This window comes from Tanticharoenia sakaeratensis NBRC 103193, assembly GCF_000963885.1.
In the GTDB taxonomy this organism is placed as follows: Bacteria; Pseudomonadota; Alphaproteobacteria; order Acetobacterales; family Acetobacteraceae; genus Tanticharoenia; species Tanticharoenia sakaeratensis.
In genome coordinates, this window is the sequence record NZ_BALE01000009.1 from 176,001 (window position 1) to 198,788 (window position 22,788).

At 64.2% G+C, this 22,788-nt stretch carries 19 protein-coding genes and 3 tRNA genes; 11 read left to right on the forward strand and 11 right to left on the reverse strand.

What is annotated here, in order from left to right; genetic code table 11:
- The first annotated feature begins 7 nt into the window (after positions 1-7).
- Positions 8-2,326 carry a glycosyltransferase family 4 protein gene (locus B8446_RS16525; protein WP_241767612.1) on the forward strand — a complete coding sequence of 773 codons (2,319 nt, stop codon included), beginning with the start codon at positions 8-10 and terminating at the stop codon, positions 2,324-2,326.
- Here B8446_RS16525 and B8446_RS03495 read toward each other — a convergent pair.
- The gene (locus B8446_RS03495; protein WP_048847228.1) at positions 2,315-3,469 is read right to left on the reverse strand and encodes a DEAD/DEAH box helicase; all 1,155 of its coding nucleotides are present in this window, start codon (positions 3,467-3,469) and stop codon (positions 2,315-2,317) included. The two genes, B8446_RS16525 and B8446_RS03495, sit on opposite strands and share 12 nt — an antisense overlap.
- A 76-nt stretch (positions 3,470-3,545) precedes the next feature.
- Between B8446_RS03495 and B8446_RS03500 the strand changes: the two genes are divergently transcribed.
- Positions 3,546-4,520, forward strand: coding sequence for a mitochondrial fission ELM1 family protein (locus tag B8446_RS03500; RefSeq protein ID WP_048847229.1), 975 nt, complete (start codon positions 3,546-3,548; stop codon positions 4,518-4,520).
- A gap of 41 nt (positions 4,521-4,561) precedes the next feature.
- The gene (locus B8446_RS03505; protein WP_048847232.1) at positions 4,562-6,439 is read left to right on the forward strand and encodes a hypothetical protein; all 1,878 of its coding nucleotides are present in this window, start codon (positions 4,562-4,564) and stop codon (positions 6,437-6,439) included.
- Here B8446_RS03505 and B8446_RS03510 read toward each other — a convergent pair.
- A complete protein-coding gene (locus B8446_RS03510) occupies positions 6,421-7,578 on the reverse strand; it encodes an acyltransferase family protein (RefSeq protein WP_148505826.1) in 1,158 nt (385 codons plus the stop codon). The two genes, B8446_RS03505 and B8446_RS03510, sit on opposite strands and share 19 nt — an antisense overlap.
- A 141-nt stretch (positions 7,579-7,719) precedes the next feature.
- Here B8446_RS03510 and B8446_RS03515 point away from each other — a divergent pair.
- The 3 genes from B8446_RS03515 to B8446_RS03525 all read left to right on the forward strand — a co-directional run bounded on the left by B8446_RS03515 (position 7,720) and on the right by B8446_RS03525 (position 9,862).
- Positions 7,720-7,794 (forward strand) — tRNA-Val (locus B8446_RS03515).
- A 179-nt stretch (positions 7,795-7,973) separates the two neighbouring features.
- The gene (locus B8446_RS03520) at positions 7,974-9,335 is read left to right on the forward strand and encodes a glycoside hydrolase family 68 protein (protein ID WP_084712036.1); all 1,362 of its coding nucleotides are present in this window, start codon (positions 7,974-7,976) and stop codon (positions 9,333-9,335) included.
- The gene (locus B8446_RS03525) at positions 9,332-9,862 is read left to right on the forward strand and encodes a hypothetical protein (protein WP_048847234.1); all 531 of its coding nucleotides are present in this window, start codon (positions 9,332-9,334) and stop codon (positions 9,860-9,862) included. The genes B8446_RS03520 and B8446_RS03525 overlap by 4 nt, the downstream gene beginning before the upstream one ends.
- A 46-nt stretch (positions 9,863-9,908) precedes the next feature.
- On the opposite strand, the gene B8446_RS03530 is transcribed toward B8446_RS03525, so the two are convergent.
- Entirely contained in the window at positions 9,909-10,805 is an 897-nt protein-coding gene (locus tag B8446_RS03530; protein WP_048847236.1) for an N-formylglutamate amidohydrolase, read from the reverse strand.
- 103 nt (positions 10,806-10,908) lie between these two features.
- On the opposite strand from B8446_RS03530, the gene B8446_RS03535 reads away from it, so the two are divergent.
- Positions 10,909-10,983, forward strand: a tRNA-Val gene (locus B8446_RS03535).
- Between the two features lie 28 nt (positions 10,984-11,011).
- On the opposite strand, the gene ruvX is transcribed toward B8446_RS03535, so the two are convergent.
- Positions 11,012-11,482 (reverse strand): Holliday junction resolvase RuvX, encoded by a 471-nt coding sequence (gene ruvX / locus B8446_RS03540; RefSeq protein WP_048847238.1) that lies wholly within the window; start codon positions 11,480-11,482, stop codon positions 11,012-11,014.
- A 70-nt stretch (positions 11,483-11,552) separates the two neighbouring features.
- On the opposite strand from ruvX, the gene gatC reads away from it, so the two are divergent.
- From gatC to B8446_RS03560, 4 genes are all read left to right on the forward strand, one after another.
- A complete protein-coding gene (gene gatC, locus B8446_RS03545; RefSeq protein ID WP_048847240.1) occupies positions 11,553-11,840 on the forward strand; it encodes an Asp-tRNA(Asn)/Glu-tRNA(Gln) amidotransferase subunit GatC in 288 nt (95 codons plus the stop codon).
- Entirely contained in the window at positions 11,840-13,318 is a 1,479-nt protein-coding gene (gatA, locus tag B8446_RS03550) for an Asp-tRNA(Asn)/Glu-tRNA(Gln) amidotransferase subunit GatA (protein WP_048847241.1), read from the forward strand. Before gatC ends, gatA begins: the two co-directional genes overlap by 1 nt.
- On the forward strand, positions 13,315-14,772 hold the full coding sequence (gatB, locus tag B8446_RS03555) for an Asp-tRNA(Asn)/Glu-tRNA(Gln) amidotransferase subunit GatB (protein WP_048847243.1): 1,458 nt from the start codon (positions 13,315-13,317) through the stop codon (positions 14,770-14,772). Before gatA ends, gatB begins: the two co-directional genes overlap by 4 nt.
- A gap of 91 nt (positions 14,773-14,863) precedes the next feature.
- A tRNA-Ser gene (locus B8446_RS03560) sits at positions 14,864-14,956 on the forward strand.
- Positions 14,957-15,113: 157 nt separating this feature from the next.
- Here B8446_RS03560 and B8446_RS03565 read toward each other — a convergent pair.
- The 7 genes from B8446_RS03565 to B8446_RS03595 all read right to left on the reverse strand — a co-directional run bounded on the left by B8446_RS03565 (position 15,114) and on the right by B8446_RS03595 (position 22,788).
- Positions 15,114-15,548: a BLUF domain-containing protein gene (locus tag B8446_RS03565; RefSeq protein WP_053053668.1), complete on the reverse strand. Its 435-nt coding sequence runs from the start codon at positions 15,546-15,548 to the stop codon at positions 15,114-15,116.
- 12 nt (positions 15,549-15,560) lie between these two features.
- Positions 15,561-17,300 carry a putative bifunctional diguanylate cyclase/phosphodiesterase gene (locus tag B8446_RS03570; protein ID WP_084712037.1) on the reverse strand — a complete coding sequence of 580 codons (1,740 nt, stop codon included), beginning with the start codon at positions 17,298-17,300 and terminating at the stop codon, positions 15,561-15,563.
- 383 nt (positions 17,301-17,683) lie between these two features.
- Positions 17,684-18,496, reverse strand: a complete 813-nt coding sequence (locus B8446_RS03575) for a lytic transglycosylase domain-containing protein (RefSeq protein WP_053053672.1) — start codon at positions 18,494-18,496, stop codon at positions 17,684-17,686.
- 43 nt (positions 18,497-18,539) lie between these two features.
- The gene (locus tag B8446_RS03580) at positions 18,540-19,562 is read right to left on the reverse strand and encodes an isocitrate/isopropylmalate dehydrogenase family protein (protein ID WP_084712038.1); all 1,023 of its coding nucleotides are present in this window, start codon (positions 19,560-19,562) and stop codon (positions 18,540-18,542) included.
- 25 nt (positions 19,563-19,587) lie between these two features.
- Positions 19,588-21,348 (reverse strand): aminopeptidase P family protein, encoded by a 1,761-nt coding sequence (locus tag B8446_RS03585; protein WP_048847247.1) that lies wholly within the window; start codon positions 21,346-21,348, stop codon positions 19,588-19,590.
- Entirely contained in the window at positions 21,345-21,878 is a 534-nt protein-coding gene (locus B8446_RS03590; RefSeq protein WP_306301099.1) for a GNAT family N-acetyltransferase, read from the reverse strand. Before B8446_RS03590 ends, B8446_RS03585 begins: the two co-directional genes overlap by 4 nt.
- Before the next feature lie 4 nt (positions 21,879-21,882).
- Positions 21,883-22,788: a 50S ribosomal protein L11 methyltransferase gene (locus tag B8446_RS03595; protein WP_048847435.1), complete on the reverse strand. Its 906-nt coding sequence runs from the start codon at positions 22,786-22,788 to the stop codon at positions 21,883-21,885.

Consider the following 22,788-nt stretch of genomic DNA (forward strand, 5'->3'; position numbering starts at 1 on the left):
CCCTGTCTTGGCCGTCTCGCTCTCTCTTCCGCATCGGCTCTGGCGCCGCCTGCCGCGCGGCCCGCGCCGCCTCGCGCTGGCATGGGCGACCGCCCGCCTTGCACCGAAAGCGGGCCATATCGCGGATGGATGCGCACCTGGCGTGATCGTCGTGGGGGAGCTGTCACGGGCGTCGGGTCTTGGGGAAGGTGCGCGCCTGATGCTCGATGCCTTGCGCAAGCAGGGTATTCCGGCCGCAGGCATCGACATTGCCAAGCCTCTTCCGCCTGATCTGGCTGCCGTTGACGGGACTGGGCGCGCGCCGCTGATCCTGCACGTGAATGCGCCGGAGCTGCCGCGCGTGCTGATGCGCCTGCCGAGGGCACTGCGCGAAAACCGTCGGGTCATCGGCTACTGGGCCTGGGAACTGCCGACCGTGCCGCGCGCGTGGCTTTATGCGCGGGCCTGCGTTCACGATGTCTGGTGCCCGTCTCGTTTCACGGCAGGGGCCTTGGCCGCGGCCTGCGATCAGAGGCCGACCGTCGTGCGACATCCGCTCGCCGCAGCGGATCTCGCCGTGGCGCAAGTTGACCGGTCAGCGTTCGGACTGCCGGCGGACGCGGTGATCGTGCTGGTGTCCTTCAGTCTGGCATCGAGCTTCGAGCGCAAGAACCCGCTCGGGTCGATCGCTGCGTTCCGTGCGGCATTCGGCATGCGGATGGACCGCATACTCGTGCTCAAGGTCGGGCATGTCGCAGCTTACGAGGACGACCTGGCGGCAATCCGCACGGCAATCGCGGATGCGCCCAATATCCGGCTCGACACGACCCTTTATCCGGGTCCCGAATCGCGCGCCCTCATTGGCGCATCCGACATTGTTCTTGCGCTTCATCGGAGCGAAGGCTTCGGCCTTGTGGTGGCAGAAGCCATGATGCTGGGTCGATGCGTGATTGCGTCCGACTGGTCGGCGACGGCCGAATTTCTCGATGCGGACTGTGGACTGCCTGTTCCTGTTCGCACCATCCGTGCGCGCGATCCGCGGGGCGTTTTCGAGGCGCCGGGCGCGGTCTGGGCCGATCCGGACCTCGACGAGGCTGCCCGATTGCTTCGCATCGCAGCCGACGATCCCGACCTTCGCAGGCGGCTTGGCTCGGCGGCGCAAGCCCGGGCCAAGGCCGTGTTCGATGGTGCGGATCTGCGTGCGGCACTGCCCGGAATCGGTGTCGGCGCGGCTCAGCCGGATCGGGTCCGGTCGAAGCCGCGGCGTGTCCTGATCTGGCAATGGGGAAGGCGGGGCGGCGGGCCGCGGTTTGCGGTCGATCTGTTCGAGGGCCTGCGCGCGGTACCGGGTGTACAGCCACTGCTTTCGCTGTCGGATCGCGCGGAAGTGCTGTCGCAGATCGGGCCCGGTGACTGCGCACTGACGGTCCCGACATATAATGGGGCGGCCCAGTTCCTGGCCCGTCTGTTTCATGCGCCGTCCATGGTTTCGTGGCTTGCGCGACGGATCGCAGCACTCCGGCCCGATATGGCGATCTGCGCCATGCCGGGCCTGATCGATCTGCTCATGGCATCGGCGTTGCGGCGGATCGGCGTGAAGATCGTCGTGATCGTCCACGATGCCATGCGGCATCCGGGAGACGGCCTGCCGTTGCAGATGACGCTGCAGCGGCTTCTTGTCAGTCGCGCGGACGTCGTCGTGGCACTGAGCGCGCATGTGGCGCGGCAGCTTCACAGCCAGCGCCTGCTCATGCGCGGACGTGTGCCATTGGTTGCAACATTGCCCCCGTTTGCCGCCAGCGACGTCCGGGCGGCGCCGCCATTCGCACATGGCGGAGCGCCGCGTATCCTGATGTTCGGCCGACTGCTGCCCTACAAGGGGATCGATCTTCTCGGCCCGGCACTGACACTGCTGCGTGGGCACCATTCGTTCGAATGCCGTGTGGTCGGCAGCGGGCCGCCCAGCCTGGCTCTCGACGTTCTGGCCGGATTGCCGGGCGTGCATGTCGAGAACATGTGGGTGCCCGAAGATGCCATCCAGCAGACCGTCGCATGGGCGGACATCGTGGTGTTGCCCTATCGCGAGGCGAGCCAGAGCGGTGTGGGTGCCGTGGCTCTTGCGAGCGGGCGCCATGTCGTCGCAACCGCCGTGGGCGGCCTCGTCGAGCAGTTTCGCGATGCGCCTCATGCCGTACTGTGCGCCCCGGATGCCGCTGCGATCGCGCGCGCGCTCGGAGATGTGCTGGATGCGCCGCCGGAACTGCCCCCGCCGATCGATCAGGCCGCTATGTGGCGCGAGATGGCGACCGACCTGATGGCCCGAATCGAAAAGGTTCTAGACCGGTAGAGGCAGGATCTTCAGCTTCAGCCCGATATGCTTCTCGATCTCGCGCAGCGCGGCGCGCTCCTCCAGACCGCAGAGCGTGATGGCGCGTCCGCGTTTGCCGGCACGGGCCGTGCGCCCGATGCGGTGAACATAGGTTTCCGGCGTGTCTGGCATGTCGCAATTCAGGACGAGGGCCACGTCCTCGACATCCAGTCCCCGCGCCGCGATGTCCGTTGCGACCAGCACCGGCGCCGTTCCCTTGCGAAATGCATCGAGGGCGCGGTTGCGTGCGCTTTGCGTCCGATCGCCATGCAACGATTCCGCGCCGATGCCGGCACTCCTGAGCGCCTTGCAGACCCGCTCGGCCTGCGCGCGGGTGCGCACGAAGACGAGTGCGCGTCCGGCGGTCTCGCGCAGGATGGCGAGCGCTGCTCTGGGCTTGTCGTCCGGGTCGAGGAAGATGGCGCCCTGTGCGATCTTTTTCGGTGTCGTGGTTTCCGGCCCCGCATCGACCGGGAGCGGATCGTGCATCAGGCGCCGCGCGATCTGCAGCACGGCATCCGGCATGGTGGCCGAGCACAGGATCGTCTGACGCCGTGCTGGAAGGTAGGCCGAGATCGAGGCCATCGCCTGCAGGCTGTCCTGATCCAGCATCTGGTCCGCTTCGTCCAGGACGAGAATGCGAAGCGCGTCGAGCTGCAGTTCGCCGCCATCGAGCAGATCCAGAAGCCGCCCGCACGTCGCGACCGCAATGTCGCAGCCATCGAGCACCGACGCGAGCTGGGCCGCCCGCTTCATGCCGCCTGCGATGATTCGCGTGCGCAGCGACAGGTCGCGGCCGAACGTGCGGAATGTCGCGGCAACCTGCGAGGCGAGCTCCCGGGTCGGCACCAGCACGAGGGCTCTGATCGGACGCACATCGGGCTGGTCCGGCGCTGCGGCCGGCATTTGTGACAGCTCGTGCAGGATAGGCAACGCGTAGGCAGCGGTCTTGCCGCTCCCGGTCTGGGCGGTCGCGATCAGGTCGCGGCCGGCCAGAAGGGCGGGAATCGCCGCCTGCTGGATCGGGCTCGGCCGCGCGTGACCCGCGCGCTTCAGGGCTGCCAGAAGCGGGGCTGACAGGCCGAGGCTTGCGAAATCATCGGAAGAGGCGGTCGAATCCAAGGTGCTGCGTGCTCCGTCTGGCGCTGTTTCATCGGGTTTCTTGCCAAAAATGGCGCATCATTGGAAACAGCGCGACATGACATGCCCCGCGCCTGCCGACCTGTCGCCTGATTTCGCCTGCAAGGCCCGGATCGTTGCCGAGGATTTTGCCGGCATGCGGGCGCAGGGGTTCGGTCTGGCGCACCGGGCCGGACTGGACGCCGTGCTGGCGCCGGTCAGGGTGCGCCGCCTCTGGCACCGTGTCCCGCAGAAACTCTGGCCGCTGCCGCTGCGGGCTGTCCACCCGATCGAAGGCGGCGCGCATGATGAGCTTCTCATCAGTGTCGGCGGTCTCGGCGGCCGAATCGGACGGGCCCTGAAGCGTCGCGATCATCAGGCGCTCGTTCAGATCCAGAATCCGCGCATGCGTCTGGATGCATTCGATCTGATCGTGGCCAACGTGCATGACGGGTTGCGCGGTCCCAATGTCGTCTCCGTGCGCAATGCCTTGCATGGCGTCACCCTGGATGTGCTCGCCCATGCCAGACACGCATGGTCCGCACGTCTTCGGCCCGATGGGCGGCCGCTCGTGTCGGTTTTGGTTGGCGGGGCGAACGGGCGCTTTCGCTTCGGTGTGTCTGAGGCCGTGACGCTGGGGGCGGACCTGCGGGCCATGGCCGAACGGGATGGCGCTCGGATTGTGCTGACGCCGTCGCGCCGTACGGATCCCCAGGCCGTTGCTGTCCTGCGGGCCGCGCTGGAGCCGTTGGGCGGCGTCGTCTGGAATGGGGAGGGCGACAACCCTTATCTCGGCCTTCTGGCCTGCGCCGACATGATCGTGGTCACGATGGACAGCGTTTCCATGGTATCGGAAGCCGTCGCGACCGCCGCACCCGTCATGGTGGCGCCCCTGCCGGGGTCATCGAAGCGGATCAACCGTTTTCTCGAGACGCTCCGCTCGGCCGGGCGTGTCAGGATGCTGGAGCCCCGCTTCGCATCGTGGCAGGTCAGCCCGCTTGACGATACCGCGATGGCGGCAGAAGAAATGCGCGCGCGTCTGGGCCTGCACTGACGCGGAGGTTTGTGGCGTGAACTGGTTACGGCGAGGCGATCATGCTTGATATCCGCACTTTCGACGCCCGGGCGGGCGGCAACGTGCTCTACAAGGCGCTCGCTCATCCGGTTGCCGCGGACGCGCTGAGCAGGCTCGCGGCCAAGCTGCCGCGTCCTCTTGCCCTGTATGATCCGGACGGCGCCGCCCGGACGCTGCTGGCGCTCTATCCGGGCTTCGCGCCGGATGCCGGTCTCTTCGTGCATGACACCGAACGTGTGGGCGAGGCCGTCGCAGGCCATGAGGCCCGGTCGCTGACGGAGCTCCCGGGGGCGGGTGCCGCCGTTGTTCTGGTGGCCTCGTTCGAGGATGGCAGGATGCGGGCCCGTCTGGCTCATCTGCCGGGCGCGCTGGCCATTGAGACGCTGGCGCCTGCCAGGCTTCCCGACGGTATGCTGTCCAATCCGCGCCAATATCTTGATCGCCACAATTTCGCGACGAACTTCGCGCTGTTCCGCGACGACGACCATTTCTCCACACGGCTCGTCACGGCCAACTACTGGTCGAATTACGGTGCCCATGACGTGCGATACTGGATGCGCCTGTTCGATGCGGACGGACATGTTCTGGCGCAGTGGGAACAACCGATCGAGGGAGACGGCGCAGGCATCGTCATCGACAGCGCTGAAATTCGCGCGCGGTTTGGCCTCGGGCCGTTCTGCGGACAGTTGTTCATCCACGCGGTCGGCGCACGCGGCCATGACGTCGTAAAATATGCGCTCGATACGGTCGGCCGCGACGGCAACCCCAGCCTCTCCGTCACGCATGATGCCAATGCGTGGCCATCCGATCGCTATGCGACACTCCCCGCGCCCGCGCCCGGCGAGCGGATCGTGCTGTGGGTCCAGAACAGCCATGCCGCGCCTATCCCGTCGGGTGTGCTGACGCTGAACCGCATGGGGGAGGAACGGTCGTTTCCGATACCGGCGGAGGTGCCCGGGTTCGCGAGCATTGCTGTCGATATCGCGGACATCGTGCCCCACGTGTCGTGGCCGGCTCAGCTCGAACTGCGGGCGGGTCATCATATGGTCCGGCCGCGTTACGAGGTCACGGAAGGGCCGCGTACACGGATCGCGCATCTGAATGTCGAGCGCGCGGATCTTCGGCCCGATCCTGCGATCCGCGCGCTCCCGCCATCCATGGGACGTGGCTTTCTCCTGCCGTTCCCGATTCTCGATCCCGCCATTTTCCGGACGGTCGTGCAGCCGACGCCCATGTCGGAAGGATTGGAGACCATGCCGCTGCGGCTGGATGTGTTCTCGGCCGATGGCGCGCTGGTCGGGCAGCGATTCCTCGGAAACCTGCCGCGCAACCACGATCTGGCGCTCGATCTGGCGGAACTCACGCAGCAGGCCGGGCACGCCGAGCTGGTTTATGACTTCCGGGACGGCGGCGATGCCGATGGATGGCTGCATGCCCTGATGCGCTATCGCCGTCACGACAGCGGGCACGCCGCCGAGACGAGCTTTGGTGCGCACATCTTCAACACGCTCATGACGTGGCGGTCCGAACCGCAATCCTATGCCGGGCCGCCGCCGGGACTGAGCACGCGCCTGTTCCTCAAGCTCGGCGATCGGCCCGATCGGCGGAGCTTCTGCTGCCTGATCTATCCGGCCTCGATCGACGGGCTGTCGCCATCGCAGACCGTTCTGCAACTGCATGACGGGTCAGGTCGGATTATTGCGGAGGAGACGCTGTCGATCCCGGCATCCGGCTCGCACATGGTGCGGCCCGAGCAGATCTTCGGCCCTGACGGGATCGGGCAGGCGGGCCTGGGTGGCTATGTCCTGATCCGGGATGCCACCTGCCGGCTGTTCGGCTATCACGGCGTCGAGAACGACACAGCCGCATTCTCGCTGGATCACATGTTCGGCTTCTGACGCCAGCGCGTCGGTTGCGGCGCGAGCGCATCCAGACGCGCGGCCCAGGGACGCGACGCATATCGTGCGACCTGAGCACCAAGACAGGCACAGATCATCAGTACGGGCGGATACATGACGATCCCGACGGTGGTCGGCAGTCCGGTCAGCCGCCAGAGATGGACGGCCGGCATGACGATGAACATGTGCGTCAGATAGATCTCGTAGCCGTGCTGGCCACAGTGACGGATCCATCCGGTGCCTCGAGCAGGCGCCGAGGCGGCTCTGCTCGTTTCGCGCCAGTGAAAGCACAGCAACATCATGGCAGTGCCAAGTGTGAGGAACAGGCTCTCGCTCTCGCCGACATGACGAAAGACCGGCCCCGTGTCGAGCAGCTCCACGCAGGCCGATGCAATACCCAAGCCGATGAGACATGTCGCAGTGCGGAGGTCTGGCTGCTCCAGGCGCTGTGTAAGCCACGCTGCGAGAACGCCAGTGGCGATGGCGCCGAAGCCCGGCAGATAGGCTTTCTCCTGCCATATCTCGGATGATGCGTGCAGCAGGCCGTGGTCGATCGGGCCGAGTATGACCAGAGCAGCCAGAAGAAACAGGCGTGGGCCCGCGCCGATCAGGCAAAGGATTGGAAAGGCGAGATAGAAGGCCTCTTCGATCGAAAGCGACCACAGGACATCCCAGCCGGGTGGTGGCCAGCCGGTCTGGGCCTCGTACCAGTTGAAATGGCAAGTCAGCACGGCGAACACGGCGGCAGACCACGACTGGGCCGGGCGGAATGAGAAGTCTTTCAGGCCTGTCAGGGACAGCACACCGAGGACGAGCATGAGGGCGCAGAGCAGCGGCAGGATTCGCGCCGCCCGATGCAGGAGGAATCCGGCAGCATCGATCGTCCGGAAGTCGCCGTATTTCGTGAAAGTCCGGCGGGTAATGAGGAAGCCCGAGATGACGAAGAACATTGTCACGGCATCCCCGCCACCCCAGGCGAACATCGCGACGAGCGGGTGAGGGAGGATATGGCCGATCACGGTATGGGCAAGCGGAATGCGCAGGCTCAGGTGGTGACAGACGACGATCACGATCGAGAGTCCGCGCAGGAGGTCGATCCCGGCATTTCTTTGCGGCAGGGCCGGGGAAGAGGGCATCATCGTTTTGGCAGGTTCCGGCAGGCTGATATCCGCCGACGGTCGCCTGTCTGGAAGGCGATATGAAGGCGTAACGATGTCCGTTTGGAGAAACCGGGCCTTGCGCTCGGTAAGGGTCGTTGCTAGAAGCCCGATCCATCGGATGGGCGCGTAGCTCAGCGGTAGAGCATCGCCTTCACACGGCGGGGGTCACAGGTTCAATCCCTGTCGCGCCCACCATCCGATACTTTATTCAAATTCTGATGTTTGCCCGGCATTGTCGGACGTGTGTCATGCGCGATCTTGCGCTCAATCACATTTTGTCGTATCTATGGCATAATGCCAACGACACTCGAGCGTGCGTTGTGCATTCGCTTTGAAGCCGCCCCATTTCGGGCGGCTTTTTTTATGGGGTCCGCATGAATTTTCAGATTGTCGATTTGAGCATCCAGAAGCCGCATCCGATCCTCAGGCATTACGGCTCCCGCTGGACCATTGCTGACGCACTCAAGGTCCGCACCGACGATCCGACCACCACGCTGCCGCCGATCGCCCAGAACTTCCCGGTCATGGATGACAAGGTCCTGATCTGGGACACGGGTGCGCTGCGGGACATTCATGGTCGCACCGTGACCTTCAAGGGCTGGCACGTGATGTGGTCGCTGGCCGCGACCTGTATCAGTCATGCCGATTCGAACATTGCGCAGGAATGGCAGTCCAGAAACAACTCGGCCTTCATCGGCTACTGGTATTCGCGTGACGGACTGGCCTGGACGTGGGGCGGGCGGCTTCTGCAGCAATCGGCGGATCTGCGTCCCTGGGAATGGTCCGGAAGCCTCGTGATGCGCGAGGGCACGGATGCGACGCTGGACATGTTCTATACGTCCTGCGGCTACGCCGACACCGCCCGGACGGATTTCGAAAGCGTGGTTTCCGTCTCGACCGGCACGATTCGCTCGGATGAAACCGGCGTCTGGTTCGACGGCTTTTCCACGACGACCGAGATGTTTCAGGCTGATGGCGTGAACTACGCCAACGAGGCCGAGGACGCCTACTGGGATTTCCGCGACCCGCATATATTCCGCAACCCCGATGACGGTCGCATCTACGCCCTGTTCGAGGGCAACGTGCCCGGCATGCGCGGCGATTTCATCATCGGCGACCGCGAAATGGGGCCGGTGCCACCCGGCTATCAGGTCGGATCGGGCGCGCAGTATGGGGCCGCTGCGATCGGGATCGCGCGGCTGAAGGAAGGCGCCTATGAGCAGGGCGCATTTTCGGGCGAGAACTGGGAACTGCTTCCGGCGCTGATCACGTCGCTGGGGGTGAACGACCAGACGGAACGGCCGCATGCCGTGTTCAGGGATGGCCTGACCTACATCTTCACGATCAGCCATCACTCCACCTATTCCGGCGGTCTGCAGGGCCCCGACGGCCTGTACGGGTTCGTCTCGCGCGACGGCATTTTCGGGCCTTACGTGCCGCTGAACGGTTCGGGTCTCGTACTGGGCAATCCTTCAAGCCAGCCCTACTGCACGTATTCGCATTTCGTCGATCCGCAGGGCTATGTGCAGGCATTCATCAATACGGTCCCGGCTCCGGTCCCGGCTCCGGACAACCCTGCGACCTATCGGATCGGCGGCACTCTGATGCCGACGGTGCGGATCGCGTTGAACGGCGAGCAGACGTTCCTCACGGAAGTTCATGGCTACGGTCAGATCTTCGCGCAAAGCGCCTGGCCGGTCAGCAATACACCCGATGCGCGGCAGGTGGCGTCGTGAGCGGCGCCCCCGTGGCCACTTCGGCATCACGCCGCGCGTTTCTGTGCGGCGCATCTGCGCTTGTCGCTGCGCCACTGCTTGCAGCGTGCAGCGAAAGCAACGGCGTCGTGACGCTCAATGTGGCGATCATCTCCGAGAACGTGGCGGCGATTGAATCGGGCGTGCTCGCGCTCGATGCCGCGCCGGTCGTTCAGAGCGTGCTGTCGGCCGATTCGGTGAGCACGTTCAATGAGGCACTGACCTCGATTCGGAACGTGGCCACCACGGTTGCCGCCAATTCCGGCGGGACGATTGCAATCACGACCGGGCAGGGATGGGTCAAGACGCTGGAAAGCAGCGTATCTGCGGCCCTGGCTTTGGTGACGCCGTTCCTGAGTTTGTTGCCGACGCCCGTCGGCACGATCGTCGCGGCAATTCAGGCCCTGCTGCCAGTCGTCGAGGCCGCTGTCGAACTGGTAAGCGCCAAGCCTGCCGCGCCGATATTCTCGGCGCCGCAGGCGCGTGCGATCATTGCGCGCGGTCTCTGACCAGGAACAGGCTGGCATCGCGTGCTTCCACGCGATGCCAGCCATCTCATGCCGCGCCGGGGATACTGCGCCCGGCTGATCGACCCAGACCCAGTGCGTGCATCGCTTCCGCCGCATCCACGACTTCGGCCATCACGCTCGTCAGGTCATGACGGACACGCTCGAAAGACGACAGTGGCAGCAGTGTTTCCTCATCCATATAAAGACTGCGACTGATCTCGATCTGCAGCACATGAACGCCGAAATGCGGTCGTCCATAATGACGTGTGACGTAGCCACCGGCATACGGATTGTTTCGTGCGACCGTGTAGTTCCTTGCCCGGAGCGCATTCTCGACGATCGCGACCAGCCTGGGGTCGCAGGCCGTGCCATGGGCGTCGCCCAGCACGATGTCGGGCGCGTTCCGGAAGGGACTTTTCGGCATCGAATGCCCGTCCAGCAGAAGGCAGCGCCCGAACCGGTCGAGTGCGCGATCGATCAGCGAACGCAGGGCGTCGTGGTAGGGCTGCCAGAACATGGTCTGCCGATAGGCTGCCTCGGCTACCGGGAGCGGCTTGCGGTAGATGTCCCGACCGGGACCCGCGCGCCGCGCCATCATCCCGAATCCGGCGCGCAGTTTGGGCGAATCGGTGATGGCATCGACCGGCAGACGGCCATCGAACATCGCAGGGTCGAGTTCCCATTTCGCGCGGTTCACGTCGCAGAACACACGTGGGAACGTCGCTGCGATCAGCGGCGCACCGCAGGCCGGCGCATCGGCCAGCAGCGAATCGACGAAGCAGTCCTCGGATCGACGCAGCATCGCCAGATCGAGCCTGGCTGTTTCCAGAAACGCCGCCGGATAGTGCATGCCCGAATGAGGAGATGCGACCACCACCGGTGTCAAAGCCGGCGGATAGGCAATCCGCATCGGCGGCGGAGCAGAGATTGGGCCGGCATCCATTTTTTGCTGGTAACCCGTGCGAACCCACGCTGCAATTTTTTTGGTCCGCTAGGCTCTTGCAAGCCCGATCGCACGACGCTAGAAGCGCGTCACCGGACCGGATGGGCGCATAGCTCAGCGGTAGAGCACTACCTTGACATGGTAGGGGTCACAGGTTCAATCCCTGTTGCGCCCACCATCTGGTCCGGCGAAACTCCCCAAAAAAATCAGATCGTTTCGCGTGTCGCGTCCAGATAGCTCTGGAGCGTGTAAGCCGCTGCCATCTTGTCCACGACCTCTGCGCGACGCTTGCGCGTCATGTCCATGTCGCTGATCAGGAAGCGATTGACTGCGCTCGAGGACAGCCGCTCGTCCCAGGCGCAGGCCGGCACGCCCAGACGATCGCTCAGAGCCTCCGTCCAGTCCTGTGCCGCCCGCGCCGCCGGCCCGAAACTGCCATCGAGCGAAAGCGGAAGCCCCGTCACAATCCCTCCGACATCCTGGGCACGAACGATCTTCGCAAGCGCATCCGCGACCTTGCCGAGCTTGTCCCGCTTCACGGTAGCGAACGGCGAGGCAAGCATCAGCGAGACGTCGGACAGCGCGAGCCCGATCGTCCGGCTGCCCGGATCGAGCCCGAGCAGGCGTGCGTTCGGAGCGAGGGACGCACGAAGCTCGTGCGGATTGAACAGGGCCATGGGTCCGCGTTATGCTGAGGCAACGGCTGGAACGCCAGATTTTTCCCGACAAGCAGGAGTAAACCGCCTCATGCCGCTCGACGCGCAGACGGTCCGTCGCATCGCCAGATTGGCGCGAATAGGTGTCGCGGACGACGAACTCGTCCCCCTTGGCCACGAGCTCGACGGAATCATCGGCTGGGTCGAACAACTCGGGGAAGTGGACGTCGACGGTGTGCCGCCCATGATCGGCACCGGCCTTGCGATGCCGCGCCTGCGCGAGGATGCGGTGACCGACGGCAACCGGCGCGAGGACGTGCTGTCGAATGCGCCCGACCGGGTCGACGCCTATTTCACGGTGCCAAAGGTGGTCGAGTGATGCGCGGCTTTACTATCGCAACGGCACTCGAAGCACTCGACAAGCGCGAGATAACCGCCTCCTGGCTGTTCGACACATGTGCGAACGCGATCACAACGCATGACGGGACGCTGAACAGCTTCATCACGCCGACGCTCGAGCAGGGTCGCGCCCATGCCAAGGCAGCGGACGACGCGCGTGCACAGGGCAAGACGGGCCCGCTGCTCGGCATCCCGCTTGGCATCAAGGACCTGTTCTGCACGACGGGTGTCCGTACGACGGCTGCAAGCAGGATCCTGGGCGATTTCGTGCCGCCATATGAGAGCACGGTCACGCAGAACCTGCTCGACGCCGGCGCGGTCTTCGCCGGCAAGACCAATCTCGACGAGTTCGCGATGGGATCGGGCAACCTGACGTCCGCGTTCGGCCCGGTTCAGAACCCGTGGAAGCGCACCGGCTCGGAGGCGGCTCTGGTGCCGGGCGGCTCATCGGGCGGGTCGGCGGCGGCCGTCGCGGGCGGCCTGGTTCTGGGTGCGACCGGCACCGATACCGGCGGTTCGATCCGGCAGCCGGCGTCGTTTTGCGGCATCGTGGGCATGAAGCCGACCTATGGCCGTTGCTCGCGCTTCGGCACGATCGCGTTTGCAAGCTCGCTCGATCAGGCGGGCCCGATGACGCGCGACGTGACGGACAGCGCGATCATGCTGGGCGCGATGGCAGGCTTCGATCCTCGCGATTCGACGAGCGTCGACCGGGCAGTGCCGGATTATCGCGCGGCACTCGAGCGCGGCGTGCGCGGCATGCGTGTCGGCATTCCCAAGGAATATCACGCGCCGGGCATGTCGCCGGAGATCGAGGCGCTGTGGACGCAAGGTATCGACTGGCTGCGCGCCGAGGGCGCCGAAATCGTGGACGTTTCGCTGCCTCACACGAAATACGGCCTGCCGACCTATTATATCGTGGCGCTGGCGGAGGCGTCCTCCAACCTCGCCCGATACGACGGTGTGCGGTTCGGCAAGCGCGTTCCTGCCGAAACGCTGGATGCGCTGTATGAGGCGACGCGCGCGGCAGGCTTCGGTGCCGAGGTGCGCCGTCGTGTCCTGCTTGGCACCTATGTGCTGTCGGCCGGGTATTACGATGCCTACTACCTGCGCGCCCAGAAGGTCCGCACGCTGATCCAGCGTGACTTCCTGAGCGCTTTCGAGAACGTGGATGTGTTGCTGACGCCGACTGCGCCGTCCGCTGCGTTCGCGACGAACGAAGTGCCGGATGATCCGGTGCAGATGTATCTCAACGACATCTTCACGGTGCCTGCAAGCATGGCCGGCGTGCCGGCGATCTCTGTGCCGGCCGGTCTGGACGGGCAGGGGCTGCCGCTGGGTCTGCAGCTGATCGGAAAGTTCTTCGACGAGGAAACGCTTTATGCGGCAGCGCGCGTGCTGGAGCGCTCCGCGGGCTTTACGCATGTTCCGGCCTTGTGGGCAGGAGCAGCGGCATGAGCGGGTATCGGATCGAAGGCAGCACGGGGCTTTGGGAGATCGTCGTCGGTCTCGAGGTTCACGCGCAGGTCATCAGCCAGGCCAAGCTGTTTTCGGGCGCGTCCGCATCCTATGGCGGTGAGCCGAACACCCATGTGAGTCTGATCGATGCGGGCTTCCCCGGGATGCTGCCGGTGCTCAATGCCGAATGCGTGGCACAGGCCGTCCGCACGGGTCTTGGTCTGAATGCGGAAATCAACCTGTTCAGCCGGTTCGACCGGAAGAACTATTTCTATGCTGATCTGCCGACCGGCTATCAGATCAGCCAGTTCGCGCATCCGATCATCGGCACGGGCACGGTCGAGATCGAACTCGCCGACGGGACCGTGCGCCACATCGGCGTGACACGACTGCATCTCGAGCAGGATGCCGGCAAGTCGATGCATGACCAGGATCCGACGCGATCCTTCATCGATCTCAATCGTGCAGGCGTTGCCTTGATGGAGATCGTCAGCGAGCCGGACATTCGCTCGCCGGAGGAAGCGGGCGCCTATCTGCGCAAGCTGCGTCAGATCCTGCGTTATCTCGGCACGTGCGACGGCAATATGGAAGAAGGCTCCATGCGGGCCGACGTGAACGTTTCGGTGCGCAAGCCGGGCGAAGAATTCCGCACACGCTGCGAGATCAAGAACGTCAATTCGATTCGCTTCGTCATGCAGGCGATCGAGGTCGAAGCCGCGCGGCAGATCGAGGTCTGGGAGTCGGGCGGGACGGTCGATCAGGAAACGCGCCTGTTCGATTCCGCGCGGGGCGAGACACGCTCGCTGCGCAGCAAGGAAGACGCGCACGATTACCGCTATTTCCCGGATCCGGACCTGCTGCCGCTCGTGATCGAGCAGCCATGGATCGACGCGCTGAAAGCGGCCCTGCCGGAATTGCCGGAGGCCAAACGAGCCCGTCTTGAGGCCGAATATGGCATCACACGCTACGAATCGGGTGTGTTGACGGTCGAACAGGCCGTTGCTGACTTCTACGAAACAGTGGCCCGTGATGCGGACGCACGCCTCGCGACCAACTGGATCCTCGGCGATTTCTTCGCAGCCCTGAACCGGACCGGTCGTTCGATCGAGAACAGCCCTGTCAGCGCTCAGGCCCTGCGCGAGCTGCTGGGGCTGATCTCGGATCAGACCATCAACGGCAAGATTGCCAAGGACGTCCTGGAAATCATGGTCGAGACGGGCGAGGCGCCGCTCCAGATCGTGGATCGCGAGGGTCTGCGTCAGGTGACGGACACGGGCGCGATCGATGCCGCCATCGCCGACATTCTGGCGGCCAATGCGGACAAGGTCGCGGAATACCGCTCGGGCAAGGACAAGCTGTTCGGGTTCTTCGTGGGGCAGACCATGAAGGCCATGAAGGGCAAGGCGAACCCGGCCATGGTGAATGACGCACTGAAGAAGCAGCTCGCGGAATAGCCGCGAAAAAGGGAGCGGCGGCTCTTTACGCAGCCGTCGTTCCCTCGTAAAAGCACCCTGCAAACGCCGTGTTAAACTGCGTCTCTCCGGCGGAGGGGTGGCCGAGTGGCTGAAGGCGGCGGTTTGCTAAACCGTTGTACGGTGTCAAGCCGTACCGTGAGTTCGAATCTCATCCCCTCCGCCAACAAACCGAAATTTCCGAACGTCTGCCGCCCTGATAGAGGCCGCCTGAACGTGCTTTGTCAGGCCTGCTGCCTGTCCGATTGCTAATTTTGCGTCGGCATCGCGTTATGGACCGTGTCAGCATCCGTTTGGCGTATGTGCGATCGTCGTGGCACGTGTCAGTTGACGCGTCGTCGCAGCCATTCCGTCTCCCGGACCACCACCGATTTCAGCAGCGCCAGAACGGCATCGCCGTCTTCCGATACCGCTGAAATTGGCAGTTGCGACGACAGCGTGGTGTCGCTCGAGCCTGTAAAAGCCATCGACCAGTCGGCGAAACTCCGGGCCTGGATAGGGCCGGACCGCAATACAATGACTTCGCTGTGGCGCTCATCGCATTGGATGCGCTCGAAGGCCGCCACCACGGCATCCATCGGACCTTCCAGAACCTGGGCGAAGCATCCGTCGCTGAAGATGAGCCCACCCGGCACCTGATCGCGCGCATTGTTCTGGCGCGATATCGCCAGAATCGTCTCTATATTGTCGGAAACCAGCTTCGAGCCGCCCGACATGCGGTTCCGACTGCAATAGAGAACCTGATAGAGTGCGGACATCGCTATTCCTTGTCAGTTATCAGTGTTTTTTTTGCTGTTGTGGCGAGCGATCATCAGATCGACCTCCTCCACAGGGATGGGGCGACTGAACAGATAGCCTTGAACAATCTTGCAACCGCCTTCGCGGATACGGGCAAGCTGCTCAGGTGTCTCTACGCCTTCGGCGATGGTCGCCATGCCCAGGCTCCCGCCCAGCGCGGCGATCGCGCGGATGACAGCATCCTGACCACGGTCATCCGCGCGGTCTTTCACGAAGGAGCGATCGATCTTGATCTTGTCGAAGGGAAAACTGTGCAACTGGCTCAGTGACGAATAGCCCGTCCCGAAATCGTCCATCGCGACACGGACACCCATGGCACGCAGGCGATGCAGAGCGTCCAGCACCCGGTCGGCATCCTGAAGAAGAACGCTTTCGGTAATCTCGAGCTCAAGCCGGCTGCCTGGCATGTCTGCCGCGGCAAGGGCCTCGGCGACCGCGTCGATCAGGCGATCTGTATCCCCGAACTGGCAAGGCGATACGTTGACCGCAATAGAGATATCACTTGGCCAGCAGCTTGCCGCGAGGCAGGCCTGCGAGAGAACCCATTCTCCCAAAGGCACGATCAGCCCGATCTCTTCAGCCAGAGGGATGAATTCCATGGGCGAGATGAGACCGCGCTCCGGGTGGTGCCAGCGTAGCAGCGCTTCAAACCCGACGATGACGTTTCTCTGAAGATCGATCTGAGGTTGGAAGTGAAGAGAGAATTCACGCAGCGCCAAGGCTTTGCGCAGATCGTTCTCATTCTGGCGTCTTGCGGCCGCCCGTACGTCCATGGTCGGCTGAAACAGGCTGCTGGTCCCGCGCCCTCGGGATTTCGCATCATAGAGGGCCAGGTCGGCGCTCCGCAGCAGGATCGCGTAGGTGCTCCCGCGCAGGGGGGTTACCGCGACGCCGACGCTGGCACCGATATTCACAAGGTGACCATCCACCAGATAAGGGCGGCTGAGCACGTCGACGATTCGCGACGCAAGCAGGGAAACGGACTGAAGATCCGGTGCCGGCGAGATAAGGGCTGCGAACTCGTCGCCGCCGAACCGGGCTATAATGTCGGTCTGACGCATCATGCCCTGAAGGCGCTTCGATACAAGTCGAAGCAGCCCGTCTCCGGTCAGATGACCCAGCGTGTCGTTGACGTTCTTGAAGCGATCGAGATCGATTACCATGACGGCGGGGCCATCGACGCCCTCTGATGCATTGCGATCCAGCGCCGCGACGACCCGATCCTCGAAGAGCGTCCTGTTCGGCAGACCGGTCAGCGGATCACACATTGCCTCCTCGACGGCGCGAGCTTCGGCGACGCGCTGCGCGGTCATGTCGACGATCGTCGCGAGGAATGTCTGATCGGGAAGGGGCTCAATCCTGATCGAAAAATAGAAAATTCCTTTTTCGTTCGAGCTGATTTCCAGCAACTTCAGCCGCCGCGTGAGGACCGCGTCGTGACAGGCTGCCAGCACCTGCTGAACGGCGGTCGAAGCGAGGATCGGGCTGCTTTCGATGAATGTCTGCAAATCGCTGCCAGCTCCGGCAGCATCGTCTGACAGGTCCAGCACAATCCTGAGCTGCTCGTTCATGAATTGGACGCACAAGGCGTCGTCGAAAGTAAACAGACCCAGATGCAGGCCATTCAACGCTGATCGCAGATGCATGATCGCAGCAGGACGGCGTGGTCTGCCGTGAGTATCCTGCGTGGGCTGCAACAACGACACCGTCATGATCAAGCTGCTCCGCCTTCTGGTTTTTTAGGCTGTGTTGCAGCGCAATAGACACCGGTTTTATGGAAGAATCGTTAACAGGCGGCCACGCTCGGTCACGGATACTTGATCGTATTCTCGATTTACTGAGATAACTTCGATTGTTTATTGTGAAAACAATTATATTCGGGAATAATATTGCCAACGTTTTGTAGACACATTTACCAGAAAAGCCGGATTTTTATCTTTCGATGATGTTTGTGAAACAGCCCTGTCAGCCGGTTACCGTGAAGTAACGACGTCTTCCTGCTTGCAAGGCATGAGCATAAATGTGCCCGGCGAGGAATCTGTTCCACAGTGAGCCTGCCAAAACCCCGCAGCAATCGGGATGGCCAGGCGCAATGTCAGCGTCCCCGCCACGCCATCCTGACGGGCATGGCACGGTAGGCCGCCAACGTCCGGCCGCTGGATGCCGCCATGCCTCCGAAAGCACTGCCGGGCGCAGTTGCGCGCCGGATGATCCGTGGAGGAGGACCATAGGCGATAGCCGTTGGCGGATGAGGCGTGAACGGCGAGCCAAGGGGCGTCTGCTCCGCAGGCCGGAATCCGGCGGAAAGCGGTATGATGTGGCTGAAGCCGGGCAGGGCACCTCCTGTCCACAGGGCCATGACCCGCCGCGCGTAGTCATCGCCGATGCCCGGTGTCTGGGAGTGATAGGCACCGGCCGCTGCCGGCCAGCCGTGCTTTTTTCGAAAAAGCGTTCCCAGAAACTCCGCTGCGTACCGGGCATTGGCCATGGGATCGAACGCCGCGTCGAGGGACGCAAATGCGTCGGGGTGATTGCGCAGGTTGATCTGCATGCAGCCGACATCAAGCGATGTGACGCCGCGATTCAGGAAATCGCGTGCGGCGGCAATCGCTTCTTCCTTCGTTTCATAGAAGTAGCCGTGTCCGTTTGCATCGATGGTCCACGGCCAGGCGCGAAGCGCACCGCTTTCGGGATCACGGCGGCCGCTTTCTATCCGGCTTATCGCATCAAGCAGCCGTGTCGGGATCTGGAACGCGCTCTCGGCAGTCGCCGCAGCGCGGGCGCACTGTGCTGCGGGGTCGCCCAGCGGCACAGCTGCGATCATGCTGCTGCTGTCGTGTGCCGACGCAGTACGCAGCAGGAGCGCAAGGCAGGTCAGGAGACCGAGAAGTCGGCAGAACAGCGTCATTCATGCTGTTCTGCCCGAAGAACCTTGACTGGAAGTTAAGGGCTCAGGAAACCGCCTGAACCAGTGCTGCGGTCAGTTCATGCGTGTTGACCTGACCGCCGAGGTCGCGCGTCCGCAGTCCATCCTTGCGGATTACCTTGTCGATACCCGAATCCAGACGCGTCGCGAGATCCTGCCGGCCGACATGGGCCAGCATCAGGCTTGCCGCCATCAGAAGCGCCAGTGGATTGGCGATGCCCTGGCCCGCAATATCGGGAGCGGAGCCATGAACCGCCTCGAAAATGGCCGCCTTCTCGCCGATATTCGCTCCCGGCGCCATGCCGAGCCCGCCCACGAGACCCGCCGCGAGATCGGAGAGAATATCGCCGAACAGGTTGGTCGTGACGATCACGTCGTAGGACTGCGGTGCGATGACGAGCTGCATGGCACAGGCATCGACGATCCGTTCGTCGACGGCCACGCGTCCTTCATATTCGGCAGCGACCTTGCGACCTTCTTCCAGGAAAATGCCGCTCAGGATCTTGAGAATATTGGCCTTGTGAACGAGCGTGACCTTCTTGCGGCCGTTCGCCACGGCGTGCTCGAACGCGAATCGCACAATGCGGCGACATTCCGCGCGGCTGTTGAAGCCTGCGCCATACGCCAGGCCGCGCGGGTCGTCGCCGCACGGCAGATAGTGCTCCATCGCGGCATAAAGCCCCTCGATGTTCTCCCGCACCACGACGAGATCCACATTATCGAACCGGCCGCCAGGCACCACGGTGCGCGTCGGACGCAAATTCGCGTACAGGCCGAAGCGCTGACGCAGCGTCACGTTGATCGACTTGAAACCACCGCCGACCGGGGTCGTCAGCGGCCCTTTCAGGGCAAGCCCGGTGTGGGCGATGCTGTCGATCGTGGCACCAGGCAGCGGATCGCCGGCCGCATCCACGCCCGCCATGCCTGCTGCCTGACGATCCCAGGTGAACGGGGCGTCCAGCGCATCGAGGACGGCCAGCGTTGCCTGCATGATCTCCGGCCCGATGCCGTCGCCTTCGATCAATGTTGCGGGGATACGATCAGTCATCAGTGTCGGTCCTATCGATGGTCAGTCAGGCAAGGGGAGCGCAGGCGCGGGCAAGCCATTCCGCGACGTCGGGCTCGAGCGTCCCGGCAAGATGGCGCTGCACCTGCGCGTGATAGGCGTCGATCCACTGGACCTCGTCCGGAGACAGCAGTTCGGGCGCAATAAGAATTCGGGCGAACGGCGCGAAAGTCAGCGTCTCGAACTCAAGAAACTTCTCCGGTGCCACGCTCGAGGCGCGCACCAGCAGCAGGTTCTCGATGCGCATGCCGAACGCGCCGGGGCGGTAGAAACCCGGCTCGTTCGAGATGATCATGCCCGGTTCAAGCGCGACCGGCCTCGGCACGGCCGAGATGTTGCACGGCCCTTCGTGAACCGAGAGATACGACCCGATCCCGTGACCCGTGCCATGATCATAGTCGAGGCCGGCCTGCCACAGCGCCATGCGGGCGAGCGTATCGAGACGGTGTCCGGTCGTGCCGGCCGGGAAGCGCGCACGTGACAGGGCAATGTTGCCCTTGAGCACGCGCGTATAGGCCTCCCGCACATCGTTGCCGGGCAGACCGGGACCCGACCACAGGGTGCGTGTGACGTCGGTCGTGCCGCTGCGATACTGGCCGCCGCTGTCGATCAGATAGATCTCGTTCTCGGCCAGCACCCGGTCACGACCTTCTGCCGCCCGGTAATGGATCACGGCGCCGTTCGGCCCCGCGCCCGAGATCGCCTCGAAGCTTTCGCCTAGATACCGCGGCGACTGGGCCCGGAATGCGTTGAGCTTCGCCGACAGTGCCGTCTCGTGCTGCCCGGTGCCATGCCGTTCAAACCAGTACAGGAACCGCACCAGGGCCACGCTGTCCAGTGCATGGGCCGCACGGGCGCCTTCCTGTTCGACGGCATTCTTGCGGGCCTTCGGCAGGGTGCACGGATCGCCGCCTGCCTTGGGATGGGCCGCAGCCGTTTCCAGGCGATGCGCGAACCATTGCGGCGTCGTCGCGCGATCGAGGCGCACGGTCTTGTGGCACAGGGCGTCCAGCGACAGCTCCAGATGGTCCGGTGCATGGACGCGTACGCTGTCGCCGAAGCTCGCGAGAACGTCCTCATCGAGACGGTTGCGGTCGATGAACACATCCACGGAGGCATCGTCGCGCAGGATGGCGAAGGCCAGCGCGACGGGCGTGCAGGGCACATCGTCGGCGCGGATATTCAGGAGCCACGCGACCGACGTGGTGTCGCACAGAACGAAGGCCTGCTCTCCTGCGGCCTTGAGTTCTCCAGCCAGTCGCGCCCGCTTGGATGCACTCGATTCGCCGCTGAGGTCGTCCGGCTGCAACGTGACCCGGCTGGCGGGCGGCGCAGGGCGGTCCGCCCACACGGCGTCGATCGGGTTCGCATCGAGCGGCACGAGTTCGACCCCGGGTGCTCGAACGATATCGAGCATGGACTCGCTCATGAGCTTCGGATCGTAGCCGACCTTCAGGCCCTTCGCGTGTTCCGCAAGCCATGCCGACGGCGGCTCCAGCGTGACATGGCGTCGCTGCCAGATCGCATCGTCCACCTGATCCGCCATCTGCGTCACGTAGCGGCCGTCCGAAAATACGGCGCCGGCATCGCGCAGGAGGATCGCGAGGCCCGCGCTGCCGGTGAAGCCCGTCAGCCACGCAAGGCGCTCGGCGCAGGCCGGGACGTACTCGCCCAGATGCTCGTCGCCGCGCGGCAGGATGAATCCGTCGACACCGGCTGCGGCGAGCCGGTCGCGCACCAGGGCAGGGCGTTCGGCAAGCTGGGTCATGGCTGATGTGGCTCCGGCTGTGACTGATCGAGCAGACGATACATCAAGAGAAGATCGAGCCAACGGCCGAACTTCTGGCCCACCTGAGGCAGGACGGCCGACTCGGTGAAGCCTGCCGCGCGATGCAATGCGATGGACGGTGCGTTGTCCGCCGTGATCGCCCCGATCATGATGTGAAAACCCTGTGCCGTCGCCTCCGCGATCAGGGCGTCCAGCAGCATTCGCCCGATGCCGCATCCGCGCGCATTGGCCGCGACATAGACCGAATGCTCGATCGTGCGGCGATAACCCTCGTACAACCGGAACGGACCGTAGGATCCGAAGCCGAGAACCGTCTCAGCCGCGTCGGTTGCGACCAGAACCGGCAGCCCCGCCTTTGTGCGGTCGGCAAACCACGCGGCCCGCTGGTCACGCGTCATAGGGCTGATCGCCCAGATTGCATCGGAATGGGCGATCGCATCGTTCGTAATAGTGAGGATCGCATCCAGATCCCCATCACGGGCAGCGCGCAGGATTACGGTGCCAATCACGGCATCAGCCACGGCGACGCAGCACGAGCGTGCTCCATTCCCCTTCGTGCAGCCAGCGTTCCAGCACGAGCCCTTGCCTGCGATGGGCGGCCAGCACCATGCGTCCCTGACTGCGCAAAAGCCCGGCCAGGATCGCCGTGCCGCCGGGCGCCAAGTGCTGCGCGAGGTCGGCCGCCATGCGGCACAGCGGGCGCGCGAGGATATTTGCGAACACGAGATCATAGGGCGCGTTCTGCGCGACCGCCTGCGTCCGCCACCCGTTCCCGAGTTCCGCACGCACCAGCGTTCCGATGCCATTCAGGCGGGCGTTGCTGCGTGCGACCCGAACCGACCATGGTTCGATGTCGACCGCGAGCACCGGCTTGCGCAGGAACATCGCGGCAGCCATCGCGAGAATGCCCGAGCCGCAGCCCATGTCGAGAATCCGCGACGGATTGCGATATGCCACCATCTCGAGCGCGCGGAGGCAGCCGCGCGTCGAACCGTGCTCGCCCGAGCCGAAGGCGACACCCGCATCCAGCACGATCGTCAGTCGGCGTGAGGCACGCTCGGGTGGCAGATGCGTGCCGCGTATGGCAAATCTGCGGCCGACATCCTGCTGCGGGAAGGCATCATAGGTGCGTGCCAGCCAGCCTTCGGCCTCGGTGCGCGTGCGGGTCAGCTCGGCATCTTCGCCCGTGATGGTGCGCGCGATGGACAGCGCGTCGGCCAGTAGCTCCTCGCCGTGGCCGATGTCCTTCACGCCCTCGATGCGCCAGTATTTCTGGGCGTCGTCCGCCTCGAAAATGCCGATCGTCGTGCAGGCGACCGACAACGCCTCCTCGAACAGGGGCACGGCCGCTTCCAGCACGGTGACCGATATCGTCTCCAGAGCCGAGGCGTGCCGTCGCACTTCCCCCGGGCCGAGCAG

What these genes read in the sequence shown, in the direction of transcription:
- B8446_RS03510 (WP_148505826.1), bottom strand. Translation starts at nt 7,578, where the DNA reads ATGATGCCCTCTTCCCCGGCCCTGCCGCAAAGAAATGCCGGGATCGAC.
- B8446_RS03580 (WP_084712038.1), bottom strand. Translation starts at nt 19,562, where the DNA reads ATGACTGATCGTATCCCCGCAACATTGATCGAAGGCGACGGCATCGGG.
- gatA (WP_048847241.1), top strand. Translation starts at nt 11,840, where the DNA reads ATGCGCGGCTTTACTATCGCAACGGCACTCGAAGCACTCGACAAGCGC.
- B8446_RS03520 (WP_084712036.1), top strand. Translation starts at nt 7,974, where the DNA reads ATGAATTTTCAGATTGTCGATTTGAGCATCCAGAAGCCGCATCCGATC.
- gatC (WP_048847240.1), top strand. Translation starts at nt 11,553, where the DNA reads ATGCCGCTCGACGCGCAGACGGTCCGTCGCATCGCCAGATTGGCGCGA.
- B8446_RS03585 (WP_048847247.1), bottom strand. Translation starts at nt 21,348, where the DNA reads ATGACCCAGCTTGCCGAACGCCCTGCCCTGGTGCGCGACCGGCTCGCC.
- gatB (WP_048847243.1), top strand. Translation starts at nt 13,315, where the DNA reads ATGAGCGGGTATCGGATCGAAGGCAGCACGGGGCTTTGGGAGATCGTC.
- ruvX (WP_048847238.1), bottom strand. Translation starts at nt 11,482, where the DNA reads ATGGCCCTGTTCAATCCGCACGAGCTTCGTGCGTCCCTCGCTCCGAAC.
- B8446_RS03500 (WP_048847229.1), top strand. Translation starts at nt 3,546, where the DNA reads ATGACATGCCCCGCGCCTGCCGACCTGTCGCCTGATTTCGCCTGCAAG.
- B8446_RS03505 (WP_048847232.1), top strand. Translation starts at nt 4,562, where the DNA reads ATGCTTGATATCCGCACTTTCGACGCCCGGGCGGGCGGCAACGTGCTC.
- B8446_RS03575 (WP_053053672.1), bottom strand. Translation starts at nt 18,496, where the DNA reads ATGACGCTGTTCTGCCGACTTCTCGGTCTCCTGACCTGCCTTGCGCTC.
- B8446_RS03570 (WP_084712037.1), bottom strand. Translation starts at nt 17,300, where the DNA reads ATGACGGTGTCGTTGTTGCAGCCCACGCAGGATACTCACGGCAGACCA.
- B8446_RS03565 (WP_053053668.1), bottom strand. Translation starts at nt 15,548, where the DNA reads ATGTCCGCACTCTATCAGGTTCTCTATTGCAGTCGGAACCGCATGTCG.
- B8446_RS03530 (WP_048847236.1), bottom strand. Translation starts at nt 10,805, where the DNA reads ATGGATGCCGGCCCAATCTCTGCTCCGCCGCCGATGCGGATTGCCTAT.